We start from the raw sequence: 11946 nt of genomic DNA, 5'->3' as shown, positions 1-11946 counted from the left end.
GCGGGGGATGGAATCCCGGAGTCAATCGGGTGAGTACTCACTGGAGCGTTTTATATTTAATTGCGCCTAGCTACTTAAACGAAGCGTTAGGACGGCTACACAGCAACAAAGCGGGGGTCAAATTGTGTTGAAGCATTAAAAGTGCCCGTAGGGGTATGGCACTGCCGTGCCCCGTGCATCTAAACGTTTGCCGCCAGCAATCTTGACAAATCTGCATTCATTAATGCAATGTTAGGGTCGCGTTGAATCGCCTGATAATAGCGCTGCTCTGAAGTTGTGCCTTCTTCAGAGGGTTGAAGTAAGGTACGGGCTTGGCTCAAAAACTCATTGACTTGGGTGACGTTGATCGGCTCTTTTGCCGCCAAAGCTTCATCCACTTGAACAATAAACTGCGAGACAGGACGGAGCCAGCGAAACCATTCATCATCTAAAACGAGCCGAAACAACTCGCCCTGCCCGCGAATCTGCCCATGAATCTGCTCATAGGCTTCGCGTTCAGAATCAAGCAAGGCTTTGTGGAGACGCAGCAGCGACAGACGCACGGCTTTGAGATGTTGCAGCCTAGAGTCGAGTGAGGGATCGATCGCAGACATGAGGCAATCATAGTAAACACCTTCTCTATCCTGTCACATCGATCTATGAGTGGTCAAAATCGCTCACCTCAACGCTTGAATTTCTTCAATGCTTAACCCAGTTTTTTGACTAATGGTTTCAATATCCAACACATCAAGTAGCTGACGGGCAATGTCGATCGCTCTTTGTTTGGCTCCGATCGCTTCACCTTCCTGTCTGCCTTCCCGTCTGCCTTCTTGTCTGCCTTCTTGTCGAGCTTTGAGAATCGCGTTACGGCTGTCGTGAATAAAAATTTCTCGCTTCTCTAAGACCTCTAACTCTTTGCGAGTTAATTTACTTTGTTTAGCGACACTAAAGGCGTGATTAATGGCGGGAATCGACTCCAGGCTAGAGGGCACCTCTTCAAGCTGGTTGGCGCATTTGAGAAAATATAGCCACTTGTCGGTAATCGTTTCCAATTCATTTAGCGGTTTGTTGAATTTGGGTAGCTCAACAAACACAAGCTCGATATCCTCACTGTAGTCAGTCAAGTCATCTTGCTCTTTCAATTTGTAGCGAGAGATCACTTTAGGACTTTCAGAAAACATTTCAAAATCTGTAATCGTTAGTGCAATGACTGGATTAAGAAGTGTGTAATCGTCTCCGATATTTAACTGAATTGAGAATGCTTTCGCAGCGTTGTAGAGAACTCGCTTCTCGAATCCTAAAACGTTGAGTACCTGCATCTCGATAATGACCGTTTTGTTGCCGACGATCGTGGCTTTAACATCCAAATAAGAGTCTTTAATGCCTTTAATGCGGGGCGCTTGATAAGGGTCGAGAATCTCTAGATCTTCAATAATGGGTCTGGATTGATACAAAATTGCATTCAGAAAACTGATCAAGATATCTGTGCTCTGTTTTGAGCCAAAAATCTTCTTAAAGGCAAAGTCTGTTTTGGGATTGATGTAAACGCCCGACATCGCCATCACGCACTAGAGAATGCTTCTATCGTACCAATCGGACGGGAAACCCATCTCTTTTGACGGTTCTCTCGCAAGATGGCGATCGCGCCTTCACTTCTCTATCGGTAACTCCTACCCTTTTGTTACGGTTTGCCTCAGTGCCCTAAGCCGCTGCACCTTCTAAATTAGATTCATGCAGACAAGAGCGGTCAGGTTCAACCCTTCCGGAATCACCATCTCTCGTTAACTACTCTCTTAAAAGGAACTTTTCATGATGACTCTCGTTAATTGGCAACCTTGGCAAGAAATGGAAGCGATGCGTCGTCAGTTCGATCGCGTCTTTGAAGATCTGGCAACCACCAAGCGCGTCGAACCTACCTGGCAACCCGCCGCCGAACTCAAGAGCAACGAAACCGAATTTGTACTTCGCGTTCAGCTTCCCGGAATTGATGCGAAAGACCTCGACGTAAAAATCGGTCGCAGTGGCGTTTCTCTGTCTGGTGAACACAAAGTTGAAAACAAGACCGAAGAAAATGGCTTCTTCCGCTCTGAGTTTCGCTATGGCAAGTTTCAGCGCGTGATCTCGCTGCCGTCTCCCGTTCAAAACGATCAGGTCAATGCCGAATTCAAAGATGGCATTCTGACCTTGACTCTGCCCAAAGTGCAAGCCGTTCGCCCTTCGGTGGTGACGCTTAATCTGACTGGTTCGGATGGGTCTGCTGAATCAGAAGCAGCGACGATCGCCCCTGCTTCTGATACTTCTGAAACGGGCGATGCCTGGGCACAAAGCTAAGACAGACTGAGTTTTGAGGGCTGATTTGCATTCCTTCAGCCCTCAAAACTCTCTCAACCGTCCTCTTTAAGGTTCGGTAAATACCCCTTCATGGAATGGCGGAACCTGAACACTATATAAGGAGGGGATCAAATGCCGCGCAGTTGGCATTGAGTGTTATTACTCTCTCACGACCTGACTTGGAGGACGAACTTCGCTGGGCAAAGACCTACTCATGCAAAGGGTTTTACGAACCTGTTTGAGTCCTAGCTGCCCTCCTTTGCCGATTCTGGCTGACAACGCCAGTCCCCCCTTTAACCCCCTAAAAATTGCATTTATTGTTGGAGCGAAAGCACTCATATGGCAAAAGTTGTTGGAATTGACTTAGGTACTACAAACTCCTGTGTCGCTGTGATGGAAGGCGGCAAGCCGACCGTGATCCCAAACGCTGAAGGATTTCGGACGACTCCCTCAGTTGTTGCATTTGTGAAGAATGGCGATCGCCTCGTCGGTCAAATCGCCAAGCGTCAAGCGGTGATGAACTCAGAAAACACCTTCTACTCGGTGAAGCGGTTTATTGGTCGCAGGTTTGACGAAATCACGAACGAAGCCACTGAAGTCTCTTATAAAGTCTTAAATGTGGGCGGCAACGTTAAGCTAGACTGCCCTGCGGCAGGCAAGCAATATGCGCCCGAAGAAATCTCTGCCCAAGTTTTGCGGAAGCTGATCGACGATGCCAGTAAGTATCTCGGCGAAACGGTGACCCAAGCGGTGATCACAGTTCCGGCTTATTTTAATGACTCGCAGCGCCAAGCGACCAAAGATGCTGGGAAGATTGCTGGCGTGGAAGTTTTGCGGATCGTTAACGAACCGACGGCAGCCTCATTAGCGTATGGCTTAGAGAAAAAGAGCAATGAAACAATCATTGTGTTTGACTTAGGCGGCGGCACGTTTGATGTCTCGATTCTTGAAGTCGGCGATGGCGTGTTTGAAGTGTTGGCAACTTCTGGCGACACTCACTTAGGCGGTGACGACTTTGATAAAAAGATCGTCGATTATCTTGCGGGTGAGTTTCAGAGATCGGAAGGCATTGATCTCCGCAAAGATAAGCAAGCGTTACAGCGTCTGACCGAGGCGGCTGAGAAGGCAAAAATTGACCTTTCCAACCTGACTCAGGCTGATATCAACCTGCCGTTTATCACGGCGACTCAAGACGGCCCTAAGCACCTTGACACTACGCTGACTCGTCAGAAATTTGAAGAACTGTGCGCCGATCTCATCGATCGCTGTCGCGTTCCTGTTGAGGCGGCGCTTCGCGATTCTAAGCTCGACAAGAGCAAGATTGACGAAGTGGTGCTCGTGGGCGGCTCGACTCGCATTCCTGCGGTGCAGGCTGTTGTTAAGCGCGTCTTAGGCAAAGATCCCAACCAGACCGTTAACCCTGATGAAGTGGTGGCAATGGGTGCCGCGATTCAGGCAGGCATTCTGTCAGGTGAAGCGGGAGCCGAAGGACTCTTGCTGCTCGATGTGACTCCGCTGTCTCTCGGTGTTGAAACCTTGGGCGGTGTGATGACTAAGATTATTCCTCGCAACACCACCATCCCGACTAAGAAGTTTGAAGTCTTCTCAACGGCGGTCGATGGTCAAAGCAACGTGGAAATTCACGTCTTGCAAGGTGAGCGAGAAATGTCGAACGACAACAAGAGCCTCGGAACTTTCCGCTTAGATGGCATTCCTCCGGCTCCTCGTGGCGTTCCTCAAATCGAGGTTACTTTTGACATTGACGCGAACGGCATCTTGACCGTTGGCGCGAAAGATAAGGGCACTGGCAAAGAGCAGTCGATCAGCATCACCGGGGCTTCGACGTTGCCCAAAGACGACGTTGAGCGGATGGTGCGCGATGCCGAACAGAACGCCTCGACTGACAGAGAGCGTCGTGAGCGCATCGACCTGAAGAATCAGGCAGATTCTCTGGCTTACCAGGCTGAAAAGCAAATGAGCGAGTTGGGCGATAAAGTTCCGGCGGCTGATAAGACTAAGGTCGATGGGTTGGTCAAAGATCTGAGAGAGGCGATCGCCAGCGAAGACTTTGACAAGATCAAGACGATGACGACTGATCTGCAACAAGCGCTCTACGGCATCACTACCAACTTATATCAGCAAGCAGGTGGCGGTGCGGCTCCTGGGGATGATGGCACTCCTCCGCCGGGAACGGATGGCACGACTTCGGGCGGTGGCGACGATGTGATCGACGCTGACTTTACTGAATCGAAGTAATCGTGACGAGTAACGAGTTGCGAGACGGCTCGTTACCCGGTTCAAAACATATAGCTGGTAGCATTTCTAAATGAGAAGCTACCAGCTTTTTTTAACGTGAATTCGACGGCTTCGTTACAGTTTGTCGTGCCCCATAAATCCCCCAAGTTTGGGGGACTTCAAGCCAAAATTTCCGGTTCAAAGTCCCTCAGAATGGGGGATTTAGGGGGCTGAAGTGCTGAATAACGAAGTGAGAGAACTCATCGAACTGACGTTTTTTTAGGGAAGACTATTCGGATCAACGCCGATCGATCGTAAGTAGTCTTCTAACTGCTGCGATCGTTGGCGTTCCTGGTTTAACAAAGACTCTGCTTGCTCTGCTCGCTGGCGCTCTTGTTGGGCGGTTTGATCCATCTCGATCGAGGTCAAAAATCGCTGACCATCAGGGCGATAGATTACCAATTCTCCCTGACCCGTCTCAAAACGAATTCCTAAACGAGGGCTAATTTGCCCCTCTAATTGCCACAGTTTTGTGAGATGCACATTTTGCCGATGCCAGCCATCAAATCGAAACGTGTCGGGATCGTATAAATAATATTCTTCGATTCCATAGGTGTCATAAAACTCTAGCTTGCGCTCCATCTCCTCGGCGTTGTTGCTGGGAGAAAGAATCTCAAAAACCACCTGGGGAGGAATGTTTTCTTCTCGCCATTGACGATAAGAACCTCGCTTTCCTTTAGGTCTGCCAAACACAACCATCACATCAGGGGCTACGGGAGCAATAATGCGAGTTGGAACAGGATACCAAAGCAAGTCTCCTGCGATGAAGACAGTTTCGTCATTCGCAAACAGCACTTCTAAATTCTCTTTGATCATGACAATCCAACGGAACTGTTCAGTATTGTCCGCCATTGGTTTGCCGTCACTATCAGGGAGAGAGAGGTCAGCCTGTGAGAAGGTCGTCATCGGGTTATCTCTGCTTCTCGGCATCTCAATTCTAAATCAACATCAGGACTGAACGATCGCCATTTGCTGTAAGGGTTGCAGGATGTGAAATAAACCACAGAGCCAGTCAGGTACAATGATCTCCTATCCTGCGTCTGCGTTTGCGCCATGCACCCCAACTATCTCGAAAAAATTCTGACGGCTCGCGTCTATGATGTTGCCCAAGAAACGGCACTGGAGGTTGCTCCTAATCTATCTGCACGCCTCGGTAACAAAGTGCTGCTCAAGCGCGAAGATATGCAGTCTGTGTTTTCGTTTAAGCTGCGCGGTGCCTACAACAAAATGGCGCAACTGCCACCCGACGTTTTGGCGCTGGGCGTGATTGCTGCGTCTGCCGGAAACCACGCTCAAGGAGTTGCTCTCGGTGCTCGTCAACTAGGAACTACCGCGATCGTAGTCATGCCGATGACAACTCCTCAAGTCAAGGTAGATGCCGTAAAAGCGCGAGGTGGTGAGGTCGTTTTGCATGGCGATACTTATGATGATGCTTATGCTTATGCGCGGCAGTTAGAAGCTGAGAAAGGATTGACGTTTATCCATCCGTTTGATGATCCTGATGTGATTGCGGGGCAGGGCACGATCGCGATGGAGATTTTGCGTCAACATCAACAGCCGATCCATGCAATTTTTGTGGCCATTGGCGGTGGCGGATTGATTTCTGGAATTGCAGCTTATGTGAAGCGATTGCGTCCTGAAATTAAGATCATTGGCGTTGAGCCTGTTGATGCTGACGCGATGTTTCAATCGTTAAAAGCCGGACATCGCATCAAGTTACCCCGTGTTGGTTTATTTGCGGATGGCGTTGCTGTGAGTGAAGTTGGAAAAGAAACCTTTCGTTTGTGCCAAGAGTATGTCGATGAAGTGTTTTTAGTCGATACGGATGCGATTTGTGCCGCGATTAAAGATGTGTTTGAAGACACGCGATCGATTCTAGAACCTGCGGGAGCGTTGGCGATCGCGGGCGCAAAAGCCTATGTTGAGCGCGAACAGATTCAGGGACAAACGCTCGTTGCTATTGCCTGCGGTGCGAATATGAACTTCGATCGGCTGCGATTTGTGGCAGAACGGGCAGAATTTGGCGAACGTCGAGAAGCCATTTTTGCGGTGACGATTCCTGAAGAAAATGGCAGCTTAAAGAAGTTTTGTGAGTGCATTGGCAAACGCAGTTTAACCGAGTTTAACTACCGAATTGCTGATGACAAAGTAGCGCATATTTTTGTCGGTATTCAAATTCAAAATCGGGCAGATGCGGCTCAAATTGCGGCAACTTTTGAGGCAAATGGATTCAACACGATCGACCTAACCGACGACGAACTCACAAAACTGCATCTCAGACACATGGTGGGCGGACGATCGCCGCTTGCTCACAACGAGTTACTCTATCGTTTTGAGTTTCCTGAGCGTCCGGGGGCGCTAACCAAGTTTCTCGCCTGCATGAGTCCCGATTGGAATATCAGTCTTTTTCACTATCGAAATCATGGAGCCGACTACGGTCGCATTGTCGTCGGAATGCAGGTTCCACCCCACGAAATGGGCGACTGGCAAGCGTTTCTCGATACGATCGGCTATCGCTATTGGGATGAAAGTCAAAACACAGCCTATAAACTGTTTTTGGGATGAGTATTTCTATAATACTTCGGACAAAATTCGTGACTCAAAGGGAACGTGAAAATTATGAGAACAGCTCAAATCAGCGGCAGCAGACAAGCTCGAACTCAGCACTGGGATCTCTGTTTCGTCTGCTGCATTTGAATTGTTCGACGGCTGATGCTACTTCTAACGACGAAATCGTAACATAAGAATGCTTGTTAAAAACTGCTTGCAAAAATATTGTACCCAAACTATTATTGGGTACTTAGTTTTAGTTTCGCACTCGAACTCATGTCTAATCAATTTCTCTCTGTAAAAGAAACCTCCGAACTGCTTAGTTGCTCTGAACAATACGTTCGCAAGTTGCTCAGATATGGTGAGATTAGCGGAGAGCGAATTAGCAGTCGATGGATCGTTGCTTCAGAATCTGTTGATCAGTATCGTTGCAAGGATGACGATGCTAGTGTTGTCATCCTGGATCATGCAAGGCGATCGTTTAGTAAGCCGACGTTGAAAGCCCTGAGCTTTTTTTCTGGCTGTATGGGCTTAGACTTGGGTTTGGAAAAAGAGGGAATCAAAGTTCTTCTCGCCTGTGAAGTTGATTCAGCAGCCCGAAAGACAATAGAAGTGAATCGACCAGAGATGGCGTTAATTGGAGATATTAGAGACTATTCGTCCGCAGCAATCCGGGAGAAAGCTGGATTGAGTCAAACAGAAGAGATTGATGTCATCGTGGGTGGGCCTCCGTGTCAAGCATTTAGTAGTGCAGGCAAACGACAAGGATTCAATGATGAACGGGGAAATGTTTTCTTAACGTTCATTGATTTGATTACTGAACTCAGACCTAAATTCGCAGTGATTGAAAATGTTCGAGGATTATTATCGGCTCCATTACAGCACAGATCCCACGAAATGAGAGGAAAGGACTATCCATCTCTATCCAATGATGAACAAAGGGGAGGCGCGTTGTTGTTCATTACTCGGAGGCTGAAGGAAGCAGGTTACAGTTTCTCCTTCAATTTATATAATGCTGCCAATTTTGGGTCGCCTCAACAGCGAGAAAGAGTCGTGATTGCTTGCAGCCGAGATGGAGAAAAGCTTCCCTATCTGACACCGACTCATTCGGAGAAAGAGTTGTATGGACTTCCTCAGTGGAGAACCTTGAAAGAAGTGCTCAACAATCTGCCTGAAGATAATCATCATTTTGTCAAGTTTCCTGAGAAACGGCTGAAGTATTATCGACTTTTGAAACCTGGGCAGTATTGGCGAGATTTACCTGTAGATCTGCATCAAGAAGCACTTGGAGCTTCGTATTATGCGAGTGGTGGCAAAACAGGTTTTTATCGGAGGTTGGCTTGGGATAAACCCTCTCCAACATTGGTCACTCATCCAGCGATGCCTGCGACCGATTTAGCACATCCAGAGGTGGATAGACCGCTCAGTATTGAAGAGTATAAGCGCATCCAAGAATTTCCTGATGATTGGATGATCGCAGGCAGCTTACTTGATCAGTATCGGCAAGTTGGAAATGCTGTACCTTGTTCTTTAGGAAGAGCGATCGCCAGAATGTTATTGGCTCATCTAAATGGGGAGACACCAATCATTTACCCTGATTTTCTTTATTCGCGTTATCACAAAACTGATGACGTAAGTTGGATGCTTGAAATCCTTGGGCACCTCGAAGAATCATCAGGAGAGCAGCTCTCCTTAAATCTAGTCTAAAAGCTCAGATAACGCTTGCCAAGGGTTATTAGCCTCTACAGCCAGAGCATCTGGATTTCCTGCTAGAACTCGTTGCACAAATATCACAAAATTATCTTCAGAGAAACGATCTGTACCATATTTCTCGTTGAAATATGACCACCTATATAACCCAGTTCTAGCATCAACTCTGTACCATTTCTCAATGGGTTGATTAATCCTCACTCTAGAAGACGAGCTATTTTCCGAGTTGCTGCGATTCTTGACTTGCAAGAGAGAACCATTTATGTTGCAAAAATCAACGTGGCGAATCGATTCTCCCCAACAGCAAGACCAACCGTATTCAACCAATTGTTCTGCTAAAAACTCTTCGAGAAGTAATCCTTGAATATTTTCTGCTGACATTGCAAGTCTGTGAGCATACTTAATCCGATGAAGATGTTCTGATGTTAACCCTGTTAATCTAGCATTGATGATTGTATTAACAATTGGGTCGGCAACTGTTCCTAGAGGCTGTGAAATTCGCCTTGAAATCCGATTCTCGAAACTATCACTGTACTTTTTCAACCAAACTTGAGCCAAAATCTCAGGCGTGCTGCCTTTCAGGGTTGGAGACAGTCCTGGGTTCCTGTAGCAAGCAGTCAAAATCGTGCGATGAGCTTCCAGGAATTGCTGATGGAACGCGATTTGAAAGATCTGTAAAAAGTTCTCTTGAGAACTAGAGTTAGCAATGATGTCATCAAAGGTAACGGGCATGAATGGCTTCCTTTGTCTGGACGAGAAAAATACAAATGTCCAGATTGTATGTCAGAATACCTATTTTGAATCTCATTAAAATACATTCAACTGTCAAAATACAACCTTTGACGACCAATTTCTTGACAAAATCTCATGAAGATGGTTTGGCAGCAGAATACGTCTTTGATTATGGCAAAGCAAAGCCTAATCGATTTGCAGTACAAGAACGAAAAACGATCGTTGTAGTTTTGGATGAAGATGTTTCTCAGGTCTTCTCCACATCAGAAGCTGTCAACAAAGCTCTTAGAGCATTGATTGAAGCAATGCCTTGAATAGTCACTGAGGCAATTCTTAAATCACCGCAATGCAATCAATCTCGACGCGCACATCTTTTGGCAAACGTGACACCTCGACGCAGGCACGAGCGGGAGCCGTTGCCTCATCAAAATATTGGGCATAAACCGCATTCATCGCCGAAAAATCATTCATGTCTGCCAAAAAGACCGTGGTCTTCACAACATCTTGCAGCGTTGCCCCGGCAGCTTCGAGAATCGCTTTAAGACTGGTCAGCGATCGCTCAGTCTGAGCCGCAACATCGCCTTCACCGACGATCGCCCCCGTCGCCGGATCGAGGGCAATCTGTCCCGCGACAAAGATCATCTGACCAGACGCGACGATCGCTTGGTTATAGGGCCCAACCGGAGCCGGAGCCGCAGCGGTTTGAATGATGGTTCGAGTCATAAAAAATTATTTCTTTTTAGCAGTGGGGGGAACGAGTTCGGTGTTGACTTCGTTAACAGAGCGACGTTTGAGAGTGGTAGACTCCGATCGTGGCAGCAAATCAAACACGGTGCGAAACACATCATCGACTTGCTCATAAGCAACGTTGCCTTTGCCGTCAAACACCACTTTACCGGATTGATCAAATAACACCGTCTGCGGCACAAAGCCTTTGTAGTAATAGCCCGGTTCTGTCGGGTCATACTGCTCTTTAATCGGCAGAGAGTCTACGCGGATGGGCAGAAAATCAGCCGCTCGACCATAAAACGCCTGAAGCTGAGACACCACCGAAGAAAATTGCTTAGAGTCGCTGCTGTCGTCGGTGTAAAACACCATCAGAGCAGGCTTGCGTTTGTTAAACGAGTCTTCTAGCTTGACCTTTGGCGGCACCAGCGAACCGTTGCCCGCATAAAGCGCAAAGATTTCGCCATCATAGCGATCGTCCGTCAAGCCAGCCAGCGCAGAATTTCCAAGGGTCAAACCTGCGATCGTTATCACCAGCGATAAGACCAGCACTGAGATATTACGCCACCAAGCAGACCGAGAAAAAAAGTATGGGCGAAAAGACATAAGGTTCAGATGACAGATTCAAAACATCGCTACTCCTATTGTCCATCTTGACGGGAAGATGCTCAACTTAACTTTACGATTTGCACTGTTAGGGATCTGCATAAATGTGAAGCGATAAAGAGAAGACCCTCCTCGCGAAGCGGGGCGAAGCCCTCGCCAACCCTCATCCCCAAGGAGAAGGGAGCAAGATTCAAAGTCCCTCTCCCTAGTAGGGACGATTCATAGTCGATAGAGAAAATCTAGAAGTATTGAACTTCCGTTGAACGGCTGATCAGCCGTGAACGAGTTAATCAGGCTTACAGCTTTTCTCTCACGACCTTGAATTGACCCTGCCTCTCCCTAGGGAGAGGTATTTAGGGTGAGGGCAGTTTGCGGCATCTTACGTTTAATTAGGTCTGTCTACTTAGCAATGATTAAATTCAATCATTAGCATTGAAAATCAAGAATGCTGAGAAGACACGGACTTACTTTTCAGACATTCTCTAATCACTTTTGAACACCCATTAGTCTTATAAATCGTTGGCATTGACTTCTCTCTATTCATTAAACAAGCGTTGCTTAAACCATTACTAATATCAATTGATCTGCATCTATATTTATCTATTCACCATTAGAAGTTGATTAATAAATTTAGAAATGTAACGAAAATTGATTAAGAATATCAATCTTTTAATTCCTGAAACTTACTTCTAGCAAAGGGTTACGCGATAGCCAAAGATTTACTTATAGATTCTATTGGGTAATTCTTTGGTCATCCATAGAATTTCGCTTTACTTTCAGACAGTTGAACAGTAATCTTATTTTGAAGCGTTCAGTTAACTAAATTATAGGCAATGAACTGATTGGCACTGTCAATGCTAATCATTGCTTTGAATCAATGATTATTAAGGTCATTGATTTATCAATTTGAACGATATTTCTTAACCCTAATTTTCGACTCAATTTTCGATGGGATTTCCCTCTCGGAAATTGCTGTTCGCCCTTTTTTACCTTGTGAAACGCATTCACCAGGCACAC

11 protein-coding genes are annotated in these 11946 nt (G+C 46.8%); 5 read left to right on the top strand and 6 right to left on the bottom strand.

What is annotated here, in order from left to right:
* Nucleotides 1–179 precede the first annotated feature (179 nt).
* A complete protein-coding gene (locus tag C7B65_RS22005; RefSeq protein WP_073074741.1) occupies nucleotides 180–593 on the bottom strand; it encodes a hypothetical protein in 414 nt (137 codons plus the stop codon).
* 63 nt (nucleotides 594–656) lie between these two features.
* Nucleotides 657–1535, bottom strand: a complete 879-nt coding sequence (locus C7B65_RS22000) for an Rpn family recombination-promoting nuclease/putative transposase (RefSeq protein WP_073074770.1) — start codon at nucleotides 1533–1535, stop codon at nucleotides 657–659.
* Nucleotides 1536–1788: 253 nt separating this feature from the next.
* Here C7B65_RS22000 and C7B65_RS21995 point away from each other — a divergent pair, with 253 nt between their 5' ends.
* Both C7B65_RS21995 and dnaK read left to right on the top strand, forming a co-directional pair.
* A complete protein-coding gene (locus C7B65_RS21995) occupies nucleotides 1789–2310 on the top strand; it encodes an Hsp20/alpha crystallin family protein (protein WP_223257483.1) in 522 nt (173 codons plus the stop codon).
* Nucleotides 2311–2649: 339 nt separating this feature from the next.
* Complete coding sequence (dnaK, locus tag C7B65_RS21990; RefSeq protein ID WP_073074742.1) at nucleotides 2650–4566, top strand: molecular chaperone DnaK; 1917 nt, start codon at nucleotides 2650–2652, stop codon at nucleotides 4564–4566.
* Nucleotides 4567–4824: 258 nt separating this feature from the next.
* Here dnaK and C7B65_RS21985 read toward each other — a convergent pair whose 3' ends face one another.
* The gene (locus tag C7B65_RS21985; RefSeq protein ID WP_073074743.1) at nucleotides 4825–5511 is read right to left on the bottom strand and encodes a Uma2 family endonuclease; all 687 of its coding nucleotides are present in this window, start codon (nucleotides 5509–5511) and stop codon (nucleotides 4825–4827) included.
* Nucleotides 5512–5658: 147 nt separating this feature from the next.
* Between C7B65_RS21985 and ilvA the strand changes: the two genes are divergently transcribed.
* Nucleotides 5659–7170: a threonine ammonia-lyase, biosynthetic gene (gene ilvA / locus C7B65_RS21980; protein ID WP_073074744.1), complete on the top strand. Its 1512-nt coding sequence runs from the start codon at nucleotides 5659–5661 to the stop codon at nucleotides 7168–7170.
* Nucleotides 7171–7431: 261 nt separating this feature from the next.
* Nucleotides 7432–8862, top strand: coding sequence for a DNA cytosine methyltransferase (locus C7B65_RS21975; RefSeq protein WP_073074745.1), 1431 nt, complete (start codon nucleotides 7432–7434; stop codon nucleotides 8860–8862).
* Here C7B65_RS21975 and C7B65_RS21970 read toward each other — a convergent pair.
* Nucleotides 8854–9597, bottom strand: coding sequence for a SinI family restriction endonuclease (locus C7B65_RS21970; RefSeq protein ID WP_073074746.1), 744 nt, complete (start codon nucleotides 9595–9597; stop codon nucleotides 8854–8856). The genes C7B65_RS21975 and C7B65_RS21970 overlap by 9 nt on opposite strands.
* 107 nt (nucleotides 9598–9704) lie before the next feature.
* Here C7B65_RS21970 and C7B65_RS21965 point away from each other — a divergent pair, with 107 nt between their 5' ends.
* Nucleotides 9705–9911, top strand: coding sequence for a hypothetical protein (locus C7B65_RS21965; RefSeq protein ID WP_073074747.1), 207 nt, complete (start codon nucleotides 9705–9707; stop codon nucleotides 9909–9911).
* A 19-nt stretch (nucleotides 9912–9930) separates the two neighbouring features.
* On the opposite strand, the gene C7B65_RS21960 is transcribed toward C7B65_RS21965, so the two are convergent.
* Both C7B65_RS21960 and C7B65_RS21955 read right to left on the bottom strand, forming a co-directional pair.
* Nucleotides 9931–10320, bottom strand: coding sequence for a RidA family protein (locus tag C7B65_RS21960; protein ID WP_073074748.1), 390 nt, complete (start codon nucleotides 10318–10320; stop codon nucleotides 9931–9933).
* A gap of 6 nt (nucleotides 10321–10326) precedes the next feature.
* Entirely contained in the window at nucleotides 10327–10929 is a 603-nt protein-coding gene (locus tag C7B65_RS21955) for a thylakoid membrane photosystem I accumulation factor (RefSeq protein ID WP_073074749.1), read from the bottom strand.
* Between the last annotated feature and the right edge of the window lie 1017 nt (nucleotides 10930–11946).

The sequence above is a fragment of the Phormidesmis priestleyi ULC007 genome (assembly GCF_003003695.1).
In the GTDB taxonomy this organism is placed as follows: domain Bacteria; phylum Cyanobacteriota; class Cyanobacteriia; order Leptolyngbyales; family Leptolyngbyaceae; genus Phormidesmis_A; species Phormidesmis_A priestleyi_A.
This window is presented reverse-complemented; position numbering and strand designations above follow the sequence as displayed.

What these genes read in the sequence shown, in the direction of transcription:
- C7B65_RS21985 (WP_073074743.1), bottom strand. Translation starts at nt 5,511, where the DNA reads ATGACGACCTTCTCACAGGCTGACCTCTCTCTCCCTGATAGTGACGGC.
- ilvA (WP_073074744.1), top strand. Translation starts at nt 5,659, where the DNA reads ATGCACCCCAACTATCTCGAAAAAATTCTGACGGCTCGCGTCTATGAT.
- C7B65_RS22005 (WP_073074741.1), bottom strand. Translation starts at nt 593, where the DNA reads ATGTCTGCGATCGATCCCTCACTCGACTCTAGGCTGCAACATCTCAAA.
- dnaK (WP_073074742.1), top strand. Translation starts at nt 2,650, where the DNA reads ATGGCAAAAGTTGTTGGAATTGACTTAGGTACTACAAACTCCTGTGTC.
- C7B65_RS21955 (WP_073074749.1), bottom strand. Translation starts at nt 10,929, where the DNA reads ATGTCTTTTCGCCCATACTTTTTTTCTCGGTCTGCTTGGTGGCGTAAT.
- C7B65_RS21995 (WP_223257483.1), top strand. Translation starts at nt 1,789, where the DNA reads ATGATGACTCTCGTTAATTGGCAACCTTGGCAAGAAATGGAAGCGATG.
- C7B65_RS21970 (WP_073074746.1), bottom strand. Translation starts at nt 9,597, where the DNA reads ATGCCCGTTACCTTTGATGACATCATTGCTAACTCTAGTTCTCAAGAG.
- C7B65_RS22000 (WP_073074770.1), bottom strand. Translation starts at nt 1,535, where the DNA reads ATGTCGGGCGTTTACATCAATCCCAAAACAGACTTTGCCTTTAAGAAG.
- C7B65_RS21960 (WP_073074748.1), bottom strand. Translation starts at nt 10,320, where the DNA reads ATGACTCGAACCATCATTCAAACCGCTGCGGCTCCGGCTCCGGTTGGG.
- C7B65_RS21975 (WP_073074745.1), top strand. Translation starts at nt 7,432, where the DNA reads ATGTCTAATCAATTTCTCTCTGTAAAAGAAACCTCCGAACTGCTTAGT.